Below are 24,099 nucleotides of genomic sequence, written 5' to 3' on the forward strand. Positions count from 1 at the left end.
GAAGTTAGTTTCTCTCCACTTGTTTTACTCCTTTTACTGTTCGCAGTTTCTTGATAAGTGCTTCAAGGCGTCCTGTATCGCCCACCATGACGGTTAGAGTGCCCGAGAAAAGACCATCGTTCGAGTTGATGCCGATGCTGCGCAACGTGATACCCGTTTCCTTCGAAATGATGGAAGTGATGTTGGTCACAATACCTATGTCGTCATGGCCTACCACACGAAGGGTAATGGGATATTGTGTGCCTTCGCCCTTGCCGGCCCAGCGTGCCTTCACGATACGGTAGCCGAAACGGGCATGAAGTTCGGCAGCATTAGGACAGTCACAACGGTGAATCTTAATACCACCTGTCACGCTGACGAAGCCAAACACATCATCGCCGTAGATAGGATTACAACACTTGGCAAGCTTGAAGTCAATGCCTTTCAGGTTCTGGTCGATAACGAGTACATCCTCCTTGACCGAACCGTCTTCCGGCGTCTGAGGTTGCAGATTATATTCCTCGGCGCTGCGGTACTGTACTTCCTCGCGGATGTCGTTCTCGCGCTTCTGCAGTTCCAGATATCGGTCGATGATGTCGTTTACGTCCAATGCTCCATCGGCAATAGCCTGATAAAACTCAGTAACTACCTTGTAACCCATACGCTTGATGAGCCGCATCATTACGGCTTCATCATATTCTATCTTTCGGTTTTTGAATTTACGTTCCAGCGTTTCGCGTGCAAAGGCTGTCTGACGGGATGCCATTTCCTTCAAGGCCTGGCGTATCTTGGTACGCGCCTTTGAGGTAGTAACGATATTCAGCCAATCCTGCTTGGGCGTCTGCGTATTCGAAGTCATAATTTCTACCTGATCACCACTCTGAAGCACCTGCTTAAGCTGCACATTGCGTCCGTTTACCTTGGCACCGATACACTTGCACCCCAACTTGGTGTGGATATGGAAGGCGAAATCGAGTACCGTGGCACCCTTACCCAGCTTAAAGAGGTCGCCCTTGGGCGTGAAGACAAACACCTCATCCTCATACAGATCCAACTTGAAACGATCCATTGCCTCCAGGTCGCTATCCGAACTCTCAAGCGCTTCGCGTACCGAAGTCAGCCATTCGTCCAATCCGCTCTCTCCCTTGATACCTTTGTAACGCCAGTGGGCGGCCAAACCTCGTTCGGCTATTTCATCCATGCGTTCGGTACGTATCTGCACCTCCACCCATTTGCCTTCGGGGCCCATGACGGTGATGTGCAGTGACTCGTAGCCATTGCTTTTCGGTACGGACAGCCAGTCGCGCAGGCGTTTAGGATTGGGTTGATACATGTCGGTCACGATGGAGTAAGCCTGCCAGCATTCCAGTTTCTCCTTTTCCAGCGGAGAGTCTAGGATGACACGGATAGCAAACAGATCGTACACGCCTTCGAAGGGGCACTTCTGTTTCTTCATCTTCTGGTAGATGGAGTGGATGGACTTGGTGCGTCCTTTGATGTGGAACTTTAGTCCCGCTTCCTCCAGCTTCTTCTGTACCGGTGCAATGAAAGCAGCTATATAACGGTCGCGTGCAGCCTTGGTGGCATTCAGCTTATCCTTGATATGATAATAAACATCGTGTTCCGTATATTTCAGAGAAAGATCTTCCAGTTCAGATTTCAGTTTGTATAAACCCAGCTTATGGGCCAACGGCGCATACAGATAAGCAGCCTCGTTGGCAGCCCGGCGACGTGCTTCGTCATTCTCGGCATCTTTAATCTGCCGCATAATATTCACACGGTCGGCTATCATGATAAGAATAACGCGCATATCCTCGGCAAAAGAGAGGAGTAAATTGCGGAAATTCTCAGACTCAATGGTAGGACTTTTAGAATAAAGTTCATTTACACGAATCAGGCCACGAATAATGCCAGCCACGTCTTCACCATATTCGCGATGAATATCTTCAGCCGTACATTGCCCACTCCGTACGACCTCATGAAGCATCAGAGCCAGGATAGAGGCGCGTCGCATACCTATCTCTTCAGCTACAATCACAGCTGTCTGCATGTTTTTAATGACTGGATTCAACCCGAATACATCGCGTTGTAGGGCTTCTGTAGCGGCACAGGCCACAAGATGTGCTTTTAATTTACGGCAGTCGCCTGGTAGCAACGTGTCACCTGACAGTTGTAATAACTTGCGATAGAGGGGTATAAGCATCTGCTTTTCTTCCTTACTGAAGAAACGGTTTGTGTCCATAACGTGTTTTCTTTGATAGTTACAAGCGCAAAGTTAGTATTCTTTGTTTCAAATCATACGTTTTTCATACTAATTTTTAAAAGTTCTTCCTTGCAAAATCCTGCAAAAACAGGCAAACATAAAACCATCTCCGTACCTGCTCCGTACCAAGTCCACGTATAGGTACTTTCTCACGGAGAATGTACGGAGCAGATATGGAGCAGATCATGGGAAGATAGGGCTAAAGTTCGTTGTAAGCAGGCACATCGGGTAGGAACTGATATCCTCCATTAACATAGTCCATACGACAACAATAGTGCTGGAGACCATTACTGACAATCAGATAATCGACTTTCAATACCATATTGTAGCGTGTAATTTGGTCGAAAACAGCTTGAGTAATCTGTATTTCAGGTGCCTTATACTCTATAATCATGCGTGCTGACAGGTCACGACGGTAAAGTACGGTATCGCATCGCTTTCGTGTGCCGTTCAGTTGCACTTGTACTTCGTTGGCCATTAGTGCCTTAGGGTATCCTTTATGATTTATCAGGAAATGAACGAAGTGCTGGCGCACCCACTCCTCGGGAGTCAGGGCCACATAACGGCGGCGAATGACGTCAAATATCACTCGTTTACCGTCGCGTACGGCAATCTTGGCATCGAATACGGGTAGGTTCAGTGAAGGCATGGGCAGTTTCTTTCCATTAATATACTATTCGTAGAGAAGACAAAAGTACAAAAAAGGACGGAATTCAATATTCCGTCCTTGAAAAATACGTCAGTGTTTCTTTTTATTTATTTCCGAACAGTATTGGAATTCTGATTATAAGCTTTGGCCACACACTTCCATTCTCCATCCATCTTCATCAGCAGCAGATAATCGGTAAAATCGATGCGTCCGCCCCATTTTTCTTCCAGCACACGGACAACGGCCAGCGTTTCTTCTACATCCACCACATCGATGCGCGCCTTGAAATCCTGTCCTGCACCTACGGTGTCCACGTTGTGATAGAATTGCTGAATACTGCCGTGCTCCAGTTTTCCGTCCAGATAGCCGAACAAGACGGCTTCGTCGATGAACAGTTCTTTGGCATAACTGCTGTTGCCTTCGGCTACACTTTTCACAAACTTCATGGCTGCCTTCTCCACAGCCTCATACTCTTCGATACTTGCTCTCATGATGACAAATGTGTTTTAACGGGTTCGTAACTGCCGCAAAAGTACATGGTAAGACTGGCTTGTGCAAGTACCGAAAAATTATTCATATACCGAAAAATTATTCGGTATATCCCAGTATTAGTGAGTTATGCATATCTTTGTATCCGAATTAATGATAGAGCCTCCAAACATGTACGAAAGAAAAATCCCCGTTGATCTGGACTGCCCTTTACGCCTGACCATGAGTCTGATAGACTCCAAATGGAAATCGTGTATTCTGGACGAACTGCGTCACCGTCCTTTACGCCCCAGTGAACTCCACAAACTGTTTCCCGAGGCTACACCCCGTGTGCTGGACATTCAGCTGAAGGAATTGGTGGAGGACGGACTGGTATCCAAGACCATCTTTCCCGAACTGCCGCCACGTTCCGAATATGCCATCACGCCGTTGGGGCAGACCCTGATCCCGATTATCGACGCCATGATAGCGTGGGGCAACCGGAATGCGGATCTGTTTGAACGGAAGTATGGGAAGAAGGAAGAGAAAGGGCAATGAGTGCGGCATGTCATTTCCCCAACCGTATTTTTTCGTGATAGAAGTAATTGACCAGTACAGGCTTTCCCTTTTCCGAACGTCCGTAGGGCAGGTCGTTCACGCGGTAGGGATAGCCCTGCTCGGCGGCGTATGACGAGATTTCCTTCTCCAGGCTTTGCCAATACTCAGTCCGTTTCCGGTTGTAGATGTCTTCGTACAGGGGGACGAGTGACGGATGCTTTTCACGGATGTAGTCCATGATGACACCTTTGAACTGACCGCGCAGATTGAGGTTCTCCAGCCAAATGAGGTCGGCAAAATCCTTTACACGCTCTATGATGGCCTTGACATCGGTTATGCCGGGGAAGATGGGCGAAACAAAGCATACGGTGCGGATGCCTGCCTCGTACGTCCGGCGCATGGCTGTCAGTCTGCGTTCGATGCTCACGGCACGGTCCATGTCGCTGCGGAACTGCTCGTCGAGGGTGTTGACCGACCACGAAACGGTCACTTTGGGGAATCGCTTCAGCAGATCCAGATCGCGCAAGACCAGATCGGATTTTGTGCAGATCATGATTTCAGCCTGCGTTCCCTTCAGTTCTTCAAGCAGTCGGCGCGTGTTGCCGAACTCGGCTTCATAAGGATTGTACCCGTCCGTCACCGAACCGATGACAATCCGCTGGCCGTCATACTTATGCGGATTGCCGACGGGCTTCCAACGCTTGACGTCCAGAAACGTTCCCCAAGCTTCGGTGTGCCCCGTGAAGCGCTTCATGAACGATGCGTAACAATACTTGCAGGCGTGCGGGCAGCCCACATACGGATTGACCGAATATCCTCCGACTGGCAGCGATGACTTGGTCATGATGCTCTGTACATCGATTGTTCTGATAATTTCTGTAGTCATATTATTGTTATATCTGGTTGACCGGTATATTCACTTTTTCTTTAATACCGTTGCAAAGTTCGGAAAATTTCATTCATTCCTTTATGCCCTAAAATATGAAAGATATGCCATTTTGATAAATGGATTCCGTATCTTTGCCGACAACCTCATCCATCTCATTTATTATGCAAAAAAAGAAGAATATCAATCCGTCGAAACTGGTCAATGTACCTTTCAGCAAGACACAATGTGGTGTGGATTTCTATATCAATACTGGTAACGGGAAAGAAATTTGCGGTGTGCTGACCGAAAATACAACGTTCAAGACCGATTTTTTCGAGTTTTTCTTTTTCCGCCGGGCCGACGGATTCCTTTTGCTGAACTCCAAGCGGATAGAACTGCATGACGACATGGTACTGCTTCTCTCTCCACACCAGCGGCAGGAGTGGCATGTCGACGAACGGGCATTGCACTATACCTTTCTCATCTTTCGCGAAGACTTCATGCGTACGTTTATTGCCGACAAGTTTTTTGTCTACCGTCTGCTCTATTGCTATCAGACCGACACGCCACCCTATTTGTCAGTTTCCCAGGAAACCTTCGACGAATACATGAGGTTCTTGGGAAAAATCAAGCAGGAACTGCTCCATCCCACGGCAGATAGCTACAATCTGATAGTGGCCGTCCTGTATTATCTTCTGCTGGTCATCAACCGTGAATATGCTTCGGCCTACCGCCTGCCGGTCGACGTACCCAAGAACCATTACGCCTATCAGTTCAAGGACCTGCTCGAACGGCATATCTACGACGTGCAGCGGGTTGCCGAATATGCCGAGATGATGCACGTCAGCCGCGTTACCCTGAACAATGCAGTGGTGGCCCAGTTCGGCGTTTCCGCCAACCACCTGCTGAAACAACGGCTGCTGGAAGCCCTGAAGAACGACTTGCTTTTCACCGACTGCACTGTCAGCCAGCTGGCCGACAAATTCCATTTTTCGGATCCGAGCCATCTGATGCGTTTCTTCAAGCAGCAGACCGGTAAAACCTGCTCCCAATATCTGTCGGACTATAAAAACGGGGTGTATGAATGATGTAAGACAATGCCGGACGGTGGTTCTTATAATTGTACAAGACTTTTACATTCTACAAAAAAAATGGATTTTCCATTGATAAAGGATTACAGTGTCATTGCAAGCGTGAACAGTAGTTCACGTCCACGCAGTTTGTAATTATAGCTGTAGGTATTGATAGAATTGTATATCGTATAGCTATATGAATCTTGGTTTAACGCGTTTTGCAAGCTCAGATTAAACCTGAAAGCCTTGAACAGCCAGGTTATGTCAAAATCAAGCAGGCCCGTCGTTTTACTCTGATTTTCGCTTAGATCCTTTTTCACGATGTCTGATGAAGCGGACAAGATGAGGGAGTGTATCGGTGTGATTTTTAATGAGATTTTATGTACCTGCGACCAATAACTTCTCTTGATGTCCTCATAGCTCAAGAAAGTTTTGCTTATTTCACCGGAATAATCCAATTCGACATATTTGCAGGGCTGTGAGGTCACTGTCGGGGAAATGCCGACACTTTGCCAAGAATAGGTTGTGAGCAAGTTGTTCTGCTCTGCCTGCTGCTGTCTCCATATATATAGTCCATTTAATGAAATTTTTGTCTTGATGGATTCAATTTGTTTGGTAATGCCGAGTTGTGCCGTTGTGTTATGGGTATTGTTGGGCATGTATAGGTAAGTCGACTGAATCAAGTCTGATGCTACCTTTTGGGATGTCAGCAGATTGCTGTGCTCACGTTGGTATATGATGTCAGCATTTACAAACCACATGTCCAATGGTATCTTATAGTCATAGTGCAGGTTTGCCATCAACGATTGATTGTCCTGCAGAATGCCGGAACTGATTTTTTGAGTTGTGTTGTCCGTCTGCACCGGGGATGTCAGGAAGTCCAGGATGTCCCCAAAGTTTCGTGTATAGGCCACTTGCGTCCTGAATGTAGAACGGCTGCTGAATTTATAGTTGAAATAAATTCCTGGGCATACGGAAAAGAAGCTGAATTTATCTTTTTCATTCTGTATGTGGTTTCTGTTGTAGATGTAATCCATCCGCACCGGTACGTCGGCCCGAAAGACATATATGCGTTTCGGATGGGTATATTCATACCGCGGAGCAAAAGCAACGCTCAATTGACCGGCTGTCATATCATTCTTATTGTTTGTATTCTCCCGGTAGGACCGTAAATCTGTTTGCATTTTATCTGCCGAATAGTTCAGTGACAGTGGAAGATAAAAACGTGAGTTCTTGAAATCATAAATCGCAGACAGGAGATTCTTGGTCTGAAAGCTCAAGCTGTTTGCACTTTGATGAATGTCGTTTCCTTCGTTTGTGACAGTCAGCCTGACTTGTGGCGTGTTGAATAACAGTACGGATGATGACAGTCTCCAGCGCAGTTTCTTCCTGCGCCAGCTATATGAAAAATTATTTCCAATATAGTAGTCACGCATGGACTGTTGCTGCATAAGTGCCTGGCCGTTTTCCGTAGTCGGCAAGTCGTTGCGTAGGAACGTGGCCTTGCCAAATAGAGAATTATTAAGATAGCTTGTCGGCGCATTGTTTTTATAAACGATGGAGAAACTGGGGGCATGACTGGCGGACAGCGAATTTATACCTTGGTCGATGATTATATTCTCATCTCCGTCATAAAAGTTGCGTTGGATGTCATAATCATATTGGCTTTTGGAATAGCTGTAATCGACGTTTCCCCGTAAGGTAGCTGTTTCTGTTATTTTTTGGATAAAATTGACTGAAAACATGCGTTCGGCAGGTGAGGCATACCGGTCTTGGTCCAGCGGTGGAGTGGAAGTCGATAGATTGCCCATCAGTTTTTCAGCCTTGGACTCTTCTTCGATTCCCCCGAAAAGGGAAGCCGCTTCATCTGAAGTGAATGAATGTACGTTTCCGATTTTTAATGTGGCAATGGTCTGGAACTTGGGCTTGAAAAGCATGCCGGCCCCGCTTGCCTGATATAGCCAGTCGTCACCATACCCGACAGAGCCTTCATACGTTCCAATGGGTTTAAAACGTGCGTTGTTGTTCATGTGGATGTTTATGGCCACGTTATCTGAAAAAATATCCTTATTCATGTTTACGGCCTGATGGTTGTTTAGCACCTGAACCGAATTTACATACGAGGCAGGTATATTGGTGGTCGCTATGTTATATTTTCCGCCAAGCAAATCCAGACCGTCAATGTAAAAGTTTGAGATGTCTTTCCCCAGGTACTTGATGTTGCCTGATTTTTCCACGTCGATGCCCGGAAGTTTTTTCAGGGCGTCTTTCAATGTATAGTCACTTTGGGTGGTGTATGCAGAAAGATGAAAGGACAAGGTATCGCCGCGCTGGTAGATGGCCGGGGCCTTTACGACCACTTCTTTCAATTCCGTCGCTTTTTCTTTCATGGTAATGTTGCAGGTCTGGGACATATTCAAAATTTCGTTTTCCACAGATTCATATCCCATCGACTCGGCAATCAGCTTGACCTTTTTTGAACCTGTATGAAAGGCAACATTAAAATGTCCCTTGTCAGAAATTGCATAGGCAATGACGGTGCTGTCCGCAGAAATTTTGATGATCGCACCGTCGATGCCTGCGCCGGAAACATCTCTAAGCATTCCCTCTACCCGGCTTTGAGAAAAAGCGATGCCTGTAATAACGCAAAATAATATACTGAATAATAAACGCATAGTCAAATTTTCATTCTAATTCCAAGGGAGTGTAACCATTGGGGCGAATCCGCAACTGAACACCGTTGATAAGGATGGAGCTTTTCCCTTCTTCATCCTTTTGCACCGTCATATCACTGATGGATTCCAGTGGAATGTTTGTCATGGGGTCCTCTTCAAATTTGTTCTTGCTTTTGATAAACTTGTCTCTTTCTACGGTCACGATGTTGGGTATATCCGGCAAAGCTATTGGCAATGTGCCCTTGCGGAAAGTGATGGCTTCAAAACGGTGTATGTTCTCCGTATCATGAGCCAGCATTACGAGGCCGGGAAGACCGCAAAATTTCCAAGGACCGTAAGTGGTCGGTATTTCCGGTGCGTACCATACGACCCATTTCCTTCCACCGTATTCACCCGTTGCTTTTTTGCAAACGTAACCACAGACGGTATCGGTTTCATTGCCTAAGCTCCACTGTATCGGGCGAAGTTTTTCCTTGTACATATAATAGTCCGGCGGTATTACACTGTAAACAGACATTTCCCCTTGCGGATGGTTCTGTAATACCGTCTGGTCGAAAAACAAACTGTTTTTTATTTCCTGCATCTGGTATTTTTTTATATCCTCGTCGGAAGCATGGGGGCTGGCGTTGACAGAATCGGACTGGAATGCCGTGTAATCCATAAAGCAGGAGCAATCACGTCCTATCTGTAAAATAGTCGTATAGGTATCCGTAATGGATTTTGAATTTGTCACCCGATATTCGTAAAGACATTCATAATCTGTCGGGAACGTGTCGTTTTGTTGTGCGGACAATGACAAGGAAAGTCCCAGACCTGCACTGAGAATTAGAAAATGTTTCATATACAATAAGTTTTATGGAGTTAATATCTGTTTATGGTTATTTATATTGAATGTATTTTCATCAGAATATTCGCATTGCTATTTTTGTGCAAAGGTATCGGGGCTGTGACAGACTGGGAAAAATAATCATTATCCTATTCTTATGGAATTATTATTAAATTATTATAGCCGATCAATATTGCCCCGGCCATGCTGTCCATTCTATTCAAATTGCCATATATTTGCATCATGGAAAAAAGAATCAAAATACTGAATTACCTGACAGTCATTGTCATCGTGTTATTTGCCATCGTGCAGGGCAAATGGCTTTATTCCCGATACAAGTACACGGTACAAACCTGTGCGGATACACTTTACAGCCGTGTATTTGAATCCGTTGATGAATACAACAGGGTGCGTCAGAGTGCGGTCAACAACGAAATTGCCGTTGAATATACGACCAGACGGTTTGTAAGAGGAGATACTGAGATGTTTTTGTTTGATATCTATACGGCAGATATGCGCCGGTGTCCGGCAATTGATTCACTTTCGGCTGATTTGTTTTCCCGGATATATGAAACGCAACACCCTGACTGGCTGGATAGAGAAGTGCAAGTGATTGTTGTCAAACAGGATCGGAAAGAGTCGGAGGTGCTTGATGCGATAGAACGCAGCTGTCTGAACAGACGGTTCCCTTTTTCAGCTGAGAAACTCGATACGGTGATGCGGTCCAACGATATCAGGCTCGATACCATTTTCACCGAGACGGCAGATTCGATAGTCTGGGAATCTTCCCGTACGGAATGGGGTTCGCTGTTCCATCCTGTACTCTCCATAACCTATCCCTACGACATTCTGGGTAAGAAGCTGGTACGAATGGATTGCCAGATTGCATTGCCGCTGATTATAAGAGGAATGTCGGATATTCTGTTCTTTTCATTCGCCTTATCTGTTTTATTGGTTGTTTGCCTTGTTGCACAAATTGCCACGATCCGCAAACAGCGTAAAATAGAAAATCTCCGGTCAGACTTTATACAAACCATGATTCACGAGCTGAAACGTCCGATTGCAACGCTCAAGATGTGTGTCTCCTATATGGGCAATGAACGGCTTATGAAAGACATTGCGGGCCGGCAAATGGTCGTTGCAGATTCCCATACGGCATTGGATAGCCTGTCTGCTTTGTTTTCCAAACTGAGAGATTTGACTTTCAGCAAGTCAACCGAGATACCGCTTCATCTTTCAGCGTTCAGTCTGCACGATTTGTTAGATGCGTGTATCCATAAACTGAATGTACCAGGCGACAAGCATGTTCGTATCCTTGTTCTTCCTCACGAGGATATGATTGTCACTGCTGACAGGATGCACATGATTAACATTATCGACAATCTGCTGGAGAATGCAGTAAAATATTCGCGCGAAAGGGTTGAAATCGAAATAGATTACCGGAAATGTGACAATGACCACGTCCGTATCTCAGTTAAAGACAATGGATTGGGCATTCCCAAATCGGAACAAGGACATGTTTTTGAAAAATTTTATCGTGGGCGGATTGGCGTTGAAAAAGATATAGCAGGCATGGGGCTCGGACTGGCTTATGTCCGCATGCTTGTTGAAGCGCACCGGGGTAATATACGCATGGAAAGTGAGCTGAATCATGGAAGTACTTTTATTATAGAGTTACCACAATGAATAAAAATGAAATACATATTTTGCTGGTCGATGATGACAGGCAGAATTCATTGCTTTTGATACGTTTCCTGGAGCTCGAAGGATACTCGGTAACCTACGCTTCCGATGGGGCTGCGGCATGGGAAATGTATAACCGGCAACATCCCGACTTGATATTGCTGGATGTGAACATGCCTGTAATGAACGGATTCGAACTTGCACAGAAAATCCGTGAAACGGATAGTGAGGTATTCCTGTTTTTCCTGACTGACCGTACGGAAAAGGCAGACCGGTTGAAGGGCTTCCACTTGAAAGGCAATGACTATATTCCCAAACCGTTTTATCCCGAAGAGCTGATTGCGAGAATTGACGAACGGTTTGAAAACAGGAAAGTTGATGTTCAATGCCGCTATATGATTGGAAAAACATTATTTGACAGCCAGAATTCAACAGTCACATACGATGGGATCACCCGTAATCTATCGGCGCGTCAGACGGATATTTTGGTCCTGTTGTCACGAAGTGCCGGCATACTGGTGACGCGGGATGAAATTCTGAATCAGGTATGGGGCGACATCAGCTATACTAATTCCATGTCTTTGAATGTACAGATTACTTATTTACGACACATTCTTGCTCCTGATAATACCATAAATATTGTTTCTGTTAAGAAAAAGGGTTATATCCTTCAGATACCATGACAAACTGAAAACAGAAGTCTCCTGGCATTGAACTCCATTTATAAAGCCAGTATTCAAGCGAGAAATGTATAGAATTTGTTTGTAAATGATTCTGACTTCCATTTGCAGATACCCGAATCGTCGGTGATTTCCTGGCTGAAGCAGGAAAAACCTCTTCCACCATGAGTATACGACTGATCCTACATGAGTCGTATACTCATCCTACATCAGTCGTATACTCATGGTAGATGCTTTCAGGATGCTTGCATGACGGGTAAAGCCGAAAAGGAGCGGGCAGGGGAGTCCTGCTGAATTTGTCCGCAGATATGAATGAAAATCCGACTTTTTCTTTTCCCGTCTCCCTAATTATTGTATTTTTGCGTTTGCGGAACGGCGGCCCATGCAAGGGTGCCGTTCTGCAGACCATATCCTAATCCTTATAGATTAACGAAATCGTATGAAAACTAAAGAAGAAATTGTAGCCAACTGGTTGCCACGTTACACCAAACGCCCGCTGGAAGACTTCGGCGAATACATCCTGCTGACCAACTTCAACAAGTATGTGGAGCTGTTTGCCGGGAAGTTCAATGTGCCCATCCTGGGACGTGACGCCAACATGATATCGGCCAGTGCCGAGGGCATCACCATCATCAATTTCGGCATGGGCAGCCCCAATGCCGCCATCATCATGGACCTGCTCAGCGCCATTCATCCCAAGGCCTGCCTGTTCTTGGGCAAGTGTGGAGGTATCGACAGGAAAAACAGGCTGGGGGACCTGATTCTTCCCATCGCGGCCATCCGTGGTGAAGGTACCTCGAACGACTACTTCCCGCCCGAAGTGCCTGCACTGCCGGCCTTCATGCTGCAGCGTGCCGTATCGTCGGCTATCCGCGACCATGCCCGCGATTACTGGACGGGAACTGTCTATACCACCAACCGCCGCATCTGGGAGCACGACGACCAGTTCAAGGAATACCTCAAGAAGACACGTGCCATGGCGGTGGACATGGAGACGGCCACCCTCTTCAGCTGCGGCTTTGCCAACCACATCCCCACAGGAGCCCTGCTGCTGGTGTCCGACCAGCCCATGATTCCTGAAGGCGTGAAGACCGACAAGAGCGACAACATGGTGACGCAGAACTACGTGGCCGAGCATGTGGAAATCGGCATCGAATCGCTCCGCATGATTATCGACGAAAAGAAGACCGTAAAACACCTGAAGTTCGACTGGTAAGACTATGGCAAAGCAGGAACTGACGTGCGACGACATTCTGAAGGAACTTCGGGCCAAGCAATACCGCCCCATCTACTATCTGATGGGCGAAGAAGATTACTACATCGACCTGATAGCCGACTACATCGAGGAGAACGTACTGACCGATGAGGAAAAAGAGTTCAACCAGACGGTGATGTATGGGGGCGATGTAGATAATATAGCGACCGTCATCAACGCGGCCAAACGCTATCCGATGATGGCCGAACACCAAGTTATCATCGTCAAGGAGGCCCAGGCCGTGCGCGGCATGGAGGAGCTGACTTACTACCTGCAAAAGCCGCTGCTGTCCACCATCCTCGTCCTCTGCCACAAGCATGGCGTGCTGGACCGGCGCAAGAAGCTGGCAGGCGAGATAGAAAAGGCAGGAGGCGTAGTCTTTGAATCAAAGAAAGTGCGCGAAGCCCAGCTGCCTGCCTTCATCAGTTCCTATCTGAAACGCAAGGGGGTGGACATCGAACCGAAGGCCTCGCAGATGGTAGCCGAATTCGTGGGTACCGACCTGAGCCGCCTGACGGGCGAGCTGGAAAAGTTGGTCATTACGCTGCCAAAAGGTTTGACAAGAGTGACACCCGAACAGGTGGAACGGAACATCGGAATCAGCAAGGACTATAACAACTTCGAACTTCGGGCCGCTTTGGTCGAAAAAGATGTGCTGAAAGCCAATCGGATAGTAAAATACTTTGAGGAAAATCCGAAAGGAAACCCCATACAGATGACTTTATCTTTACTTTTCAGTTTCTTCTCCAACCTGATGATGGCCTATTATGCCCCCGAAAAATCGGAGCATGGCATCGCTGCGTTTCTGGATTTGAAGTCGCCTTGGCAGGCTCGCGAATACCTGGCCGCCATGCGCCGCTACAGCGGAGTGAAGACCTTGCAGATTATCGGCGAGATACGCACGGCCGATGCACAGTCGAAAGGCGTGGAGAACAGTTCGATGAGCGATGGCGATATCCTGCGGGAACTGGTGTTTAAAATTCTGCATTAATGGGAGTATAATCCAATCTGTTTTTTCCAGAAAGAAATATGGATGGTATCGGAGCTGTGAACAGACATCCGGATACCATCCTTTTTTGTTGCCTTAATTTACAGCTCCAATCCACATCCATTGCCGCATCCTATACGCAAAAAATCCCCTGTTTACCTATGTTTGACTGCCATTTTCTCTAGAATCTCCCAATTGACGAATGTAAAAATAGGGGTTAATGCGCTATATTACAAACGTTTATATCAAAATAAAACCTCTGAGAATGCGATATTTCCTCCAATTAGTCCATTTATACGGAAAAAAAGGCTGGAAATTACAATAATAAAAAGGAAAGAAGAAAATATCCAGCTATCCATATTAATGTACCACCAATCCGCTCACATAACCCTCCATTTCATCAAATCTGTCATATCCAAATGGTATATCAGGCTACTGAAATGGACAAAATAGTTGTAAATACAACAAGAAAGATTTTCATATGTAATATATCGGTATATTCACCGATGTAATAGCTGCAACTATTATATTACACATATAATATTCACTATTGTTATATATACAAATATATGTATATTTATTGTGGTAAAGTAGGGGATTACATTCGTACTTTCCCAATGATTAAGCGTAAATATAGAATCTATCAATTAACTATATACCAATAAAATACTATGATTTGATGCAAATATGCTTTCACAAACACGCCAAAAGGATATTTACTTATGTAAATATAGCCGTAAAGCACAATAGTGTATAATATTATATACTGATTACCAGATAGATATTCAGTTTTGCTAAAGTTTAATACATGCATTGTTTTTACTTATATCAGGTACATAACGAATGTAATAATCGAAAATGGAATATACAGAATACTTTTGTAAAACCGCCAAATCACATTCTTAAATTTGCTTTTGTGAACTATATTATTTACTTTTGTAACCAATAATAAAAGAAAATACTTTTGTAATATCTACCTGTATGAGCATCAAAGACCGCTTTAAAATGATCATGGAACGGGAAAAGCTGACGGCCGGAGCTTTTGCCGAAAGTATTGGAGTGGCACAAGCTACCATCTCTCACATTCTGGGTCCCCGTAACAAATATCCCAGCACGGAAGTTATCCTCCGGCTTCACCAGCGTTATAGTGACATCAACCTCGAGTGGTTGCTCACGGGACAAGGCAGCATGAGTAACGATGCCGAGGCTTCCGCTTCTACCCCCGAAAACATCGGCGCAGACTATCCGCTATTCGCTGAGAATGCCGAAAATCCGGACAAAGGGACAGATGAACCGGAAAATCGCAAGGAAATGGCATTAGCAAAGCCATTAAACACGCCTAAAGAGATTGTAAAACAAGAGATTATCTATAAAGAAAGACCACCCAGGAAAATCACCGAAATAAGAATCTTCTTCGACGACAATACGTACGAGACTTTCAAGCCGGCGTGAAAGAGGATAAGACAGGCGACACCTCGGAAGTAAAAAGCCTGAAAACGTTGTTTTCAGCTTTTGTACTTCTCTCGGTTTGCACTATCTTTGCACAACGATTGAAATCCATTCTCTTTTATAGTAATGAAAAAATATATCTTAGATTTGACAGTCACGGAGAACGTCCGCCTGCATGCCCATTATGTGCTGCTGAAGCTGACGTCCCCCCAGATGGAACTGCCGGAGATGCTGCCGGGCCAGTTCGCTGAAATCCGTGTGGACGGCTCGCCCACCACATTCCTGCGCCGCCCCATTTCCATCAATTATGTGGACAGACAACGCAACGAGGTGTGGTTCCTGATCCAGCTCGTAGGAGACGGAACAAAGCGCCTGGGCGAAGCGAAAACCGGCGATGTAATCAATGTAGTGCTTCCTTTGGGAAATGGCTTTACCATGCCTGAAAAGCCTTCAGACAAGCTGCTTTTGGTAGGTGGCGGCGTGGGTACGGCTCCGATGCTCTACCTGGGCGAACAATTGAAGCAATGGGGATGCAAGCCCACCTTCCTGCTGGGCGCCCGCAGCGACAAGGATCTGTTGCAGCTCGACCAGTTTGCCGCCTATGGCGAGGTGTATACGACGACCGAAGACGGTAGTCACGGCGAAAAGGGCTTTGTGACGCAGCATTCCATCCTGGAGCAGGTGAAGTTCGAACACATTTATACGTGTGGTCCCAAGCCGATGATGATGGCCGTGGCGCACTATGCCAAGGCGAAGGGCATCGACTGCGAAGTGTCTCTGGAAAACAAGATGGCCTGTGGTGTAGGCGCCTGCCTCTGCTGCGTGGAAAACACCGATGAAGGCCACCTATGTGTATGTAAAGAAGGTCCCGTATTTAATATAAACAAACTGTTATGGCAGATTTAAGTGTAAAGATTGGTGAATTACAAATGAAAAATCCCGTGATGACCGCTTCCGGGACTTTCGGATACGGCGAAGAATTTGCCGATTTCATCGATTTGGAGCGAATAGGCGGTATCATTGTAAAGGGAACCACCCTTCACAAACGTGAAGGCAACCCATATCCCCGTATGGCGGAGACTCCTTCGGGCATGTTAAACGCTGTGGGACTGCAAAATAAGGGCGTACATTACTTTGTTGAACACATCTATCCCCGCATCAAGGACATCCGGACCAATATGATTGTGAACGTATCGGGATCGGCCATCGAAGATTATGCCGAAACGGCCTCCATCATTAACGAACTTGACAAAATTCCTGCCATCGAATTGAACATTTCCTGCCCCAATGTAAAGCAGGGTGGAATGGCCTTCGGCGTGACTGCCAAAGGGGCCGAAGAAGTGGTCAAGGCAGTACGCCAGGTGTACAAAAAAACGCTCATCGTGAAGCTGTCACCCAACGTGACAGACATTACAGAAATAGCACGTGCGGCCGAAAATGGTGGTGCCGACAGCGTTTCGCTCATCAATACCCTGCTGGGTATGGCTATCGACGCCGAAAAACGTCGTCCGTTGCTCTCCACAGTGACCGGAGGTATGTCTGGGGCAGCTGTAAAGCCCATTGCCCTGCGTATGGTGTGGCAGGTGGCTAAGGCGGTAAAAATACCCGTCATCGGTCTGGGAGGCATCATGAACTGGCGAGATGCGGTGGAATTTCTGTTGGCAGGGGCTTCAGCCATCCAAATCGGTACGGCCAACTTCATCGATCCGACAGTTACAGTCAAGGTGGCCGAGGGTATCGACGACTACCTGAACCGACACGGATTTAAGTCTGTAACGGACATTATCGGTGCGCTTGAGGCATAACGTCTAACAAAGATACCCTCTTCGCAACTGAAGAGAATAAAAAAGGACATCAGCCGACTGATGTCCTTTTCTTTTATATTTACACGTCTATTTTATTCTCCCAACAAGTCGGGACGCAACCGACGGGTCCGTTCAATGGACTGCTGCAACTCCCATTCCTTAATTTTCGCCTCGTGACCGGAAAGTAAAATATCCGGAACTTTCCAGCCGTTATAATCAGCCGGACGGGTATAGACCGGAGCGGCCAGCAGATTGTCCTGGAACGAGTCCGACAGAGCCGACTGCTCATCGGAAATCACACCGGGAATGATGCGCACGATGGCGTCGGCCATCACGGCAGCTGCCAGTTCGCCGCCCGTCAGCACATAGTCGCCGATGCTCACCTCTTTCGTGATGAGGTGCTCGCGGATGCGGTAGTCGATGCCCTTGAAGTGGCCGCACAGGATGATGAGGTTCTGCGCCAGCGACAGGGTGTTGGCCATGGGCTGGTTGAACTGCTCGCCGTCGGGCGTGGTAAAAATGACTTCATCGTACTGGCGTTCGGCCTTCAGACTGTTGATGCAGCGTTCGATGGGCTCAATCTTCATCACCATGCCGGCAAAGCCCCCGAAGGGATAATCGTCCACGCGGCGGTACTTGTCCTGGGTGTAGTCGCGCAGGTTATGGATATGTATTTCGGCCAGGCCCTTGTTCTGTGCCCGTTTCATGATGGAGCAGTTGAAGAAGCCTTCAATCATCTCCGGAAGAACGGTAATAATGTCTATGCGCATAACGTTTCTTGCAATTTTTCTGCAAAGATAGTATTTTGGCACGGATTACACGGATTTTCACGGAGAAACCCGTATTTTTGCATGCAAACTATCTGTAAGACGAACTATGACATCCAAAGAACGAATAGACTGGCTGCGTGCCGAGCTGCACCGCCATAACTACAACTACTACGTCATGAACGCTCCCGAAATCACGGACAAGGAGTTTGACGACCTGATGCGCGAACTACAGGACCTGGAGAAGGAGCACCCCGAATATGCGGACGAGAATTCGCCCACCATGCGTGTAGGCAGCGACCTGAACAAGAACTTCACGCAGGTAGCCCACAAATATCCCATGCTCTCGTTGGGCAACACCTACTCCGAAAGTGAGGTGACCGACTTCTATGAACGGGTGAAGAAGGCCCTGAACGAGGACTTCGAAATCTGTTGCGAGCTGAAGTACGACGGCACGTCCATCTCCCTGACCTACGAAGACGGCAAGCTGGTGCGCGCCGTGACCCGCGGTGACGGCGAGAAAGGTGACGACGTGACGGACAATGTAAAAACTATCCGTACCATCCCTCTCGTGCTGCACGGCGACTATCCCTCTACATTCGAGATACGCGGCGAGATTCTGATGCCGTGGGAGTCGTTCGAAGCCCTGAACCGCGAACGCGAAGCTCGCGAGGAACCGCTCTTTGCCAATCCGCGCAACGCCGCCTCGGGTACGCTGAAGTCGCAGAACTCCTCCGTAGTGGCCGCGCGCAAGCTCGATGCCTACCTCTACTACCTGCTGGGCGAAGACCTGCCCGCCGACGGCCACTACGAATGCCTGCAGAAGGCAGCACAGTGGGGCTTCAAGATATCGGAGCACATGAAGAAGGCCCGCACCCTGGAGGAAGTGTTCGACTACATCAACTATTGGGACACGGAACGCAAGAACCTGCCCGTGGCCACCGACGGCATCGTGCTGAAGGTGAACAGCCTGCGCCAGCAGAAGAACCTGGGCTACACGGCCAAATCGCCCCGCTGGGCCATCGCCTACAAATTCCAGGCCGAACGGGCACTGACGCGGCTCAACAAGGTGAGCTACCAAGTGGGCCGTACGGGTGCCATCACGCCAGTGGCCAATCTGGACCCCGTGCAGTTGTCGGGGACCGTCGTAAAACGTGCCTCGCTCCACAATGCCGACATCATCGAAGGCCTCGACTTGCACATCGGCGACATGGTCTATGTGGAGAAAGGCGGTGAAATCATCCCCAAGATAACGGGTGTAGACACCGATGCCCGCGGCATGCTGCTGGGCGAAAAGGTAAAGTTTATCACCCGCTGCCCCGAGTGCGGCACACCGCTGGTGCGGTTCGAAGGCGAAGCGGCCCACTATTGCCCCAACGAAACGGCTTGCCCGCCGCAAATCAAGGGCAAGATAGAACACTTCATCAGCCGCCGGGCCATGAACATCGACGGACTGGGACCCGAGACCGTGGACATGTTCTATCGTCTGAAGCTTATAAAGGACGCTGCTGACCTTTACCACCTCACGGTGGACGACATTAAGGACCTGGACCGAATGGGGCAGAAATCGGCTGAAAATATAGTTAACGGCATCGCTGCGAGCCGTAGTGTACCCTTCGAGCGTGTTCTCTTCGCCCTGGGTATCCGCTTCGTAGGCGAAACAGTGGCCAAGAAGATTGCCCGCTCTTTCAAGAGCATCGACGAAGTGGAGCAGGCCAGCCTCGAAACGTTGATGAGTATCGATGAAATCGGCGAAAAAATAGCCCAAAGCATCGTCAGCTACTTTGGCAATCCGCTGAACCACAACCTGGTGGAACGACTGAAGGAAGCCGGCCTGCAGTTCAGCCGAAGCGAGGAAGACCTAAGTGGATACACCGACAAGCTGGCGGGGCAGTCCATCGTCATCAGCGGCGTATTCGAGCACCATTCGCGCGACGAATACAAGGAAATGATCGAGCGCAACGGTGGAAAGAACGTGGGAAGCATCTCGTCCAAAACGAGCTTCATCCTGGCCGGTGCCAACATGGGCCCTGCCAAGTTGGAGAAAGCACAGAAACTGGGTATCCGCATTATGTCCGAAAACGAGTTCCTGGACTTGCTTTCCTGACAAAATCACATAAAAACGTTTTTTATCTCGGGTATTTGTAGCGCAAAACGAAAAAAATAGTACATTTGCGAACTGCTAAACCACAGATTATCTCATAAGACCCATGATAAAAACTAGATTGAAGGGAATGGGGGTTGCATTGATCACCCCATTTAAAGAAGATGAAAGTGTAGACTACGATGCCCTGATGCGTATCGTAGACTATCTGATACAGAACAACGCAGATTTCCTGTGCGTGCTGGGAACTACAGCCGAAACCCCGACACTGACAGAAGAGGAAAAAAAGAAAATCAAGCAAATGGTGATAGAGCGCGTCAACGGACGTGTTCCCATTTTGCTGGGTGTAGGAGGCAACAACACACGTGCCATCGTCGACACGCTGAAACATGACGATTTCACCGGTGTAGACGCCATCCTCTCCGTAGTGCCTTACTATAACAAACCTTCGCAAGAGGGCATCTACCAGCACTACAAAGCCATTGCCGAAGCCACAGAGCTACCCATCGTACTCTACAACGTGCCGGGTCGTACAGGCGTGAACATGACAGCCGAAACTACCTTGCGCATTGCCCGCGATTTCGAGAACGTGATCGCTATCAAAGAGGCTTCGGGCAACATCACACAAATGGACGATATCATTAAGAACAAGCCGGCCAACTTTGACGTTATTTCGGGTGACGACGGTATCACCTTCCCCCTCATCACACTGGGTGCCGTGGGTGTCATCTCGGTCATCGGCAATGCCTTCCCGCGTGAATTCAGCCGCATGGTGCGCCTGGCCCTACAGGGCGACTACGCCAATGCACTGACCATTCACCACAAGTTTGCCGAACTGTTCAAACTGCTCTTCGTGGACGGTAATCCTGCCGGCGTGAAAGCCATGCTTAATGCCATGGGGATGGTGGAGAACAAGCTTCGCCTACCGCTGGTTCCTACACGTATCACCACGTTTGAGGCTATGCGTAAGATATTGAGCGAGCTGAACATCAAGTGCTGACGGCACTTCCTGTCAAAACAACAAATAAAAGCCGGTATCCCGAAGGTTTTGCCTGACGGATATCGGCTTTTTGTTTTGTAATCCGCTTTCCTTTCTTGCTTTTTTCTCATACGCTCCGTTCTTTTTTCAGTTAAAAGTTTTGTGTATCCGTTATTTTTTCCTATATTGGGCGCATATCCTTAAAACAATACACCTATGCAGAAAAAGCGTTATTTTTATTCGACGATCTTGTCCTGTATAGTACTACTGTTCTCTTGCCTGCGTGACGAGCGGTTTGGAGCCGGAGAAATGGAAGAATGGTTTAGGTACACGGATGCATTGTTGACTCCCATCGTGTCTACAATGCGTGTCATGGAACTGAAGCAGCCTTTCATGGAAGGTTTCTGCGAACGCTATGGAGTACCTTTATGGGACGATACGGATGTCTATCAGGGATCGCCGGATGCTCCTGTTTTCTTTTGGGTGCCTCTTTATCACCCTTCTTTTCCAGATGAAATTCGCACAGTGTGGTTCTTCAAAATGGAAAACGGTTTGTTGGACTATGGGCCTGTCGGCCGGGATGCGGAAATCATCCGTCAATATGGCCAGGAAGGACAGTTCGATTATTTAAGTTTCCGTGTATTCGGCCGGAAGAATCTTTCCCGAAAGGTATTTTCTTCTCAAGCAATGACCCGGGGAGAAGATGGAGAATATGTAGTCGTCGGACAAGAATGCCAGGATGCTTATATTACTATCGAAATAGATGGAAATAGCATGACAAAGTATGACGGAACTATTTGTAAAGACATAAAAGTGTGGATGAGTTATGTGGATTCGAGTCTTATTGATGACGGGCAAGGAGGACCTATAGGTGGCGGAGGAGGTGGAGGCTCCGGTCAAGATGTCCCCGTAGAGGGAGGGGGAAACAGCCAACCGAATGCTCCTAAAGCCAAAGGTATCTTTGAACACAGTAATATGATCAAGGAGACGTGGGAGTGGCTTGAATCCTTGCTGAACGACATGGATAAGGATCCCTGTTTGGGACAGAACCTATACAAGGAAATATTGGACGCATTGGGCGGTGAGAAAATCAGCATCCAGTTTACCGAAGAAGGATACTCCAAGTATACGCCAGCCACCAATACCTTGTCTCTAAAGATTAAGGATGCCTACAGCCATGTATTGCTACACGAATTGTTTCATGCCTTCCAATATCTGAAAAAAGGGGATGGCATGTACAACTCCCTGTTGAACTGTGAGATAGAAGCACATTTGGCACAATATATGTTTCTTAAGAAGAAACCGGATTATAAGATTAAGTGGGAAAAAAATTATATGAATGATGATAGACTTAGGCAAATATTGCTTATAGAAAGCACGTTAACCCCTGAAATGCAACGTAATGATAAATTTGGATTTTTCTTAGATGGCTATTGGGACGCAGCAATCAATGCTTTTAGAAAAGTAAAGGAATATTCGGACGGAAAAGTTTATAAATACGAAGAGACCAGTGATATAGTTAAAAATCTCACTCTATTACAGGAACTTGTAGGAAATTGTAAGTAAGCGTATGAGAACATTCAGAATTTTTATCGCAATGATGTTTGGAATTTCAGCCTTGCATGCCCAAACAGGTTATTACTCAGAGACCAAAACATTCTATGAAGATGGGTATACCTATCAATGTGATGTGGAAAATGGAGTATTGGCGACGCTTTATAACAAAGACGTCAAGTATTACGGAAAAGTAAAGATAGACAAACGTACCGGCGAAGAATATGAGTTTCATTTTGAGAACCCTCCCCATATTGAAGACGAGACCTGGAGCAAGCCCAAGGCTTTCGAGATTGTCAATCAGGCCTTCTCGCCGGAGCAGAAAGCCCAACTACAGGGGGACGAATTGTTGATAGGGCTGTATATAGACTCGCAGACAGGAAAAATAGCCGATGTCGTTTTTGATTTTCCGGCTGTAGCAGGTATGAACGAATTTCATACCATTCCTGTCTCAGTATACCGTCAAATCGAAGTAGAGTTAAAGAAAAATGTATGGTTTACTCCTACTGAAGAAGGAAAAAACTTAAGCTACATTTATCAATGCTGGATGCAAGATCCTAACATCACCCTCCGGAGCAATCCACGGACTCCCCTCGGTCCTCCCTTGAAACCGGGTAACGACAGCCTCTTTGACGACAATATTCGGAGAGAGGACGAAACGGTGGTCAATCCGAGAAAGGCGGCAGATCATACCGCTGCAGATAGTACTGATGTCGGAAAGAACAAATAAAGAAGCATCATGAGAACCGTTGTGTGTATTATAGGGATATGGATGTGGGTTTGGGCCTTGCATGCTCAAACAGGTTATTACTCGGAGACCAAAACATTCTATGAAGATGGGTATACCTATCAATGTGATGTGGAAAATGAAGTGTTAGCTATTCTTTATAATAAAGATACGAAATATTATGGGCAAACGCAAATGTACAGAGATACAGGGGAACAATATGATTTTCATGCCGGAGATCCTGCCCATATCAAAAAAGACAATTGGAGTAAGCCCAAAGCATTCGATATAGTCAACCGGGCCTTTTCGCCGGAGCAGAAAGCTAAATTACAAGGAGATGAACTGCTTATCGAGTTATTCATTGACTCGCAAACGGGCAAAGTAGCCGATGTCGTATTTGAATTTCCTGCTGTACCCGGAATGGACGAATACCATACCATTCCCGTCTCCGTATACCGTCAGATTGAAATAGAGCTGAAAAAGAATATATGGTTCATCCCGACTTCATTTGGGAAGAGTCTGAACTATATCTATATGTTTTGGACACAGGACCCTAACGTTACGCTTAATTCCAAACAATAATAATACTCGAGAGGATTGAACACAGGCAAACACAGTGCTTCGTCACCCTCTGACACAGTGCTTCCTGAGCCCCTGACGAAGTGCTTCGTGAGGAGGTGACGAAGCACAGCATGGGAGGGTGACGAAGCACGGCGTGAGACCGCCATACACCAGAAACAGAAATCCCC

Annotated in this window: 21 protein-coding genes; 14 read left to right on the forward strand and 7 right to left on the reverse strand. The window is 47.1% G+C overall.

The features are described 5' to 3' along the window. Positions 1-4 precede the first annotated feature (4 nt). From HF894_RS12220 to HF894_RS12230, 3 genes are all read right to left on the reverse strand, one after another. On the reverse strand, positions 5-2,221 hold the full coding sequence (locus tag HF894_RS12220) for a RelA/SpoT family protein (RefSeq protein WP_075316905.1): 2,217 nt from the start codon (positions 2,219-2,221) through the stop codon (positions 5-7). A 220-nt stretch (positions 2,222-2,441) separates the two neighbouring features. Then, positions 2,442-2,891 (reverse strand): type I restriction enzyme HsdR N-terminal domain-containing protein, encoded by a 450-nt coding sequence (locus HF894_RS12225; RefSeq protein ID WP_204972752.1) that lies wholly within the window; start codon positions 2,889-2,891, stop codon positions 2,442-2,444. A 107-nt stretch (positions 2,892-2,998) separates the two neighbouring features. Then, the gene (locus tag HF894_RS12230; RefSeq protein ID WP_021848086.1) at positions 2,999-3,382 is read right to left on the reverse strand and encodes a nuclear transport factor 2 family protein; all 384 of its coding nucleotides are present in this window, start codon (positions 3,380-3,382) and stop codon (positions 2,999-3,001) included. Positions 3,383-3,551: 169 nt separating this feature from the next. Between HF894_RS12230 and HF894_RS12235 the strand changes: the two genes are divergently transcribed. Next, on the forward strand, positions 3,552-3,917 hold the full coding sequence (locus HF894_RS12235) for a winged helix-turn-helix transcriptional regulator (protein ID WP_204972754.1): 366 nt from the start codon (positions 3,552-3,554) through the stop codon (positions 3,915-3,917). A 10-nt stretch (positions 3,918-3,927) separates the two neighbouring features. On the opposite strand, the gene HF894_RS12240 is transcribed toward HF894_RS12235, so the two are convergent. Further along, positions 3,928-4,803, reverse strand: coding sequence for a radical SAM mobile pair protein B (locus HF894_RS12240; protein ID WP_021848084.1), 876 nt, complete (start codon positions 4,801-4,803; stop codon positions 3,928-3,930). A gap of 164 nt (positions 4,804-4,967) precedes the next feature. On the opposite strand from HF894_RS12240, the gene HF894_RS12245 reads away from it, so the two are divergent. Further along, complete coding sequence (locus HF894_RS12245) at positions 4,968-5,873, forward strand: helix-turn-helix domain-containing protein (protein WP_204972756.1); 906 nt, start codon at positions 4,968-4,970, stop codon at positions 5,871-5,873. 86 nt (positions 5,874-5,959) lie between these two features. Here HF894_RS12245 and HF894_RS12250 read toward each other — a convergent pair whose 3' ends face one another. Beyond that, positions 5,960-8,461: a hypothetical protein gene (locus tag HF894_RS12250; protein WP_204972758.1), complete on the reverse strand. Its 2,502-nt coding sequence runs from the start codon at positions 8,459-8,461 to the stop codon at positions 5,960-5,962. 82 nt (positions 8,462-8,543) lie between these two features. After that, positions 8,544-9,374 carry a GLPGLI family protein gene (locus HF894_RS12255; RefSeq protein ID WP_021846468.1) on the reverse strand — a complete coding sequence of 277 codons (831 nt, stop codon included), beginning with the start codon at positions 9,372-9,374 and terminating at the stop codon, positions 8,544-8,546. 228 nt (positions 9,375-9,602) lie between these two features. On the opposite strand from HF894_RS12255, the gene HF894_RS12260 reads away from it, so the two are divergent. From HF894_RS12260 to HF894_RS12290, 7 genes are all read left to right on the forward strand, one after another. After that, positions 9,603-11,045 carry a sensor histidine kinase gene (locus tag HF894_RS12260; protein WP_204972759.1) on the forward strand — a complete coding sequence of 481 codons (1,443 nt, stop codon included), beginning with the start codon at positions 9,603-9,605 and terminating at the stop codon, positions 11,043-11,045. After that, positions 11,042-11,725 (forward strand): response regulator transcription factor, encoded by a 684-nt coding sequence (locus HF894_RS12265; protein ID WP_204972761.1) that lies wholly within the window; start codon positions 11,042-11,044, stop codon positions 11,723-11,725. The genes HF894_RS12260 and HF894_RS12265 overlap by 4 nt, the downstream gene beginning before the upstream one ends. A 436-nt stretch (positions 11,726-12,161) precedes the next feature. After that, on the forward strand, positions 12,162-12,938 hold the full coding sequence (locus tag HF894_RS12270; RefSeq protein ID WP_204972763.1) for an AMP nucleosidase: 777 nt from the start codon (positions 12,162-12,164) through the stop codon (positions 12,936-12,938). Between the two features lie 4 nt (positions 12,939-12,942). After that, positions 12,943-13,968, forward strand: coding sequence for a DNA polymerase III subunit delta (gene holA / locus HF894_RS12275; RefSeq protein ID WP_204972765.1), 1,026 nt, complete (start codon positions 12,943-12,945; stop codon positions 13,966-13,968). Between the two features lie 978 nt (positions 13,969-14,946). Then, on the forward strand, positions 14,947-15,417 hold the full coding sequence (locus HF894_RS12280; protein ID WP_021846461.1) for a helix-turn-helix domain-containing protein: 471 nt from the start codon (positions 14,947-14,949) through the stop codon (positions 15,415-15,417). 123 nt (positions 15,418-15,540) lie between these two features. Next, positions 15,541-16,320: a dihydroorotate dehydrogenase electron transfer subunit gene (locus tag HF894_RS12285; protein ID WP_204972767.1), complete on the forward strand. Its 780-nt coding sequence runs from the start codon at positions 15,541-15,543 to the stop codon at positions 16,318-16,320. Then, entirely contained in the window at positions 16,308-17,219 is a 912-nt protein-coding gene (locus HF894_RS12290; RefSeq protein WP_204972776.1) for a dihydroorotate dehydrogenase, read from the forward strand. Before HF894_RS12285 ends, HF894_RS12290 begins: the two co-directional genes overlap by 13 nt. Before the next feature lie 92 nt (positions 17,220-17,311). Here the strand turns inward: HF894_RS12290 and trmD are convergent, their stop codons facing one another. Next, a complete protein-coding gene (gene trmD, locus HF894_RS12295; RefSeq protein WP_021846458.1) occupies positions 17,312-17,989 on the reverse strand; it encodes a tRNA (guanosine(37)-N1)-methyltransferase TrmD in 678 nt (225 codons plus the stop codon). A 106-nt stretch (positions 17,990-18,095) separates the two neighbouring features. Here trmD and ligA point away from each other — a divergent pair, with 106 nt between their 5' ends. From ligA to HF894_RS12320, 5 genes are all read left to right on the forward strand, one after another. Then, a complete protein-coding gene (gene ligA / locus HF894_RS12300; RefSeq protein ID WP_204972778.1) occupies positions 18,096-20,093 on the forward strand; it encodes an NAD-dependent DNA ligase LigA in 1,998 nt (665 codons plus the stop codon). A gap of 103 nt (positions 20,094-20,196) precedes the next feature. Next, on the forward strand, positions 20,197-21,090 hold the full coding sequence (dapA, locus tag HF894_RS12305; protein WP_204972780.1) for a 4-hydroxy-tetrahydrodipicolinate synthase: 894 nt from the start codon (positions 20,197-20,199) through the stop codon (positions 21,088-21,090). A gap of 351 nt (positions 21,091-21,441) precedes the next feature. Further along, positions 21,442-22,635, forward strand: a complete 1,194-nt coding sequence (locus HF894_RS12310; RefSeq protein WP_204972782.1) for a hypothetical protein — start codon at positions 21,442-21,444, stop codon at positions 22,633-22,635. Between the two features lie 4 nt (positions 22,636-22,639). Next, the gene (locus HF894_RS12315) at positions 22,640-23,353 is read left to right on the forward strand and encodes a DUF5043 domain-containing protein (protein ID WP_204972784.1); all 714 of its coding nucleotides are present in this window, start codon (positions 22,640-22,642) and stop codon (positions 23,351-23,353) included. A gap of 9 nt (positions 23,354-23,362) precedes the next feature. Beyond that, positions 23,363-23,932: a DUF5043 domain-containing protein gene (locus HF894_RS12320; protein WP_246593236.1), complete on the forward strand. Its 570-nt coding sequence runs from the start codon at positions 23,363-23,365 to the stop codon at positions 23,930-23,932. Positions 23,933-24,099: the final 167 nt, after the last annotated feature.

It is taken from the genome of Caecibacteroides pullorum, from assembly GCF_019239235.1.
GTDB lineage: Bacteria > Bacteroidota > Bacteroidia > Bacteroidales > Bacteroidaceae > Bacteroides > Bacteroides pullorum.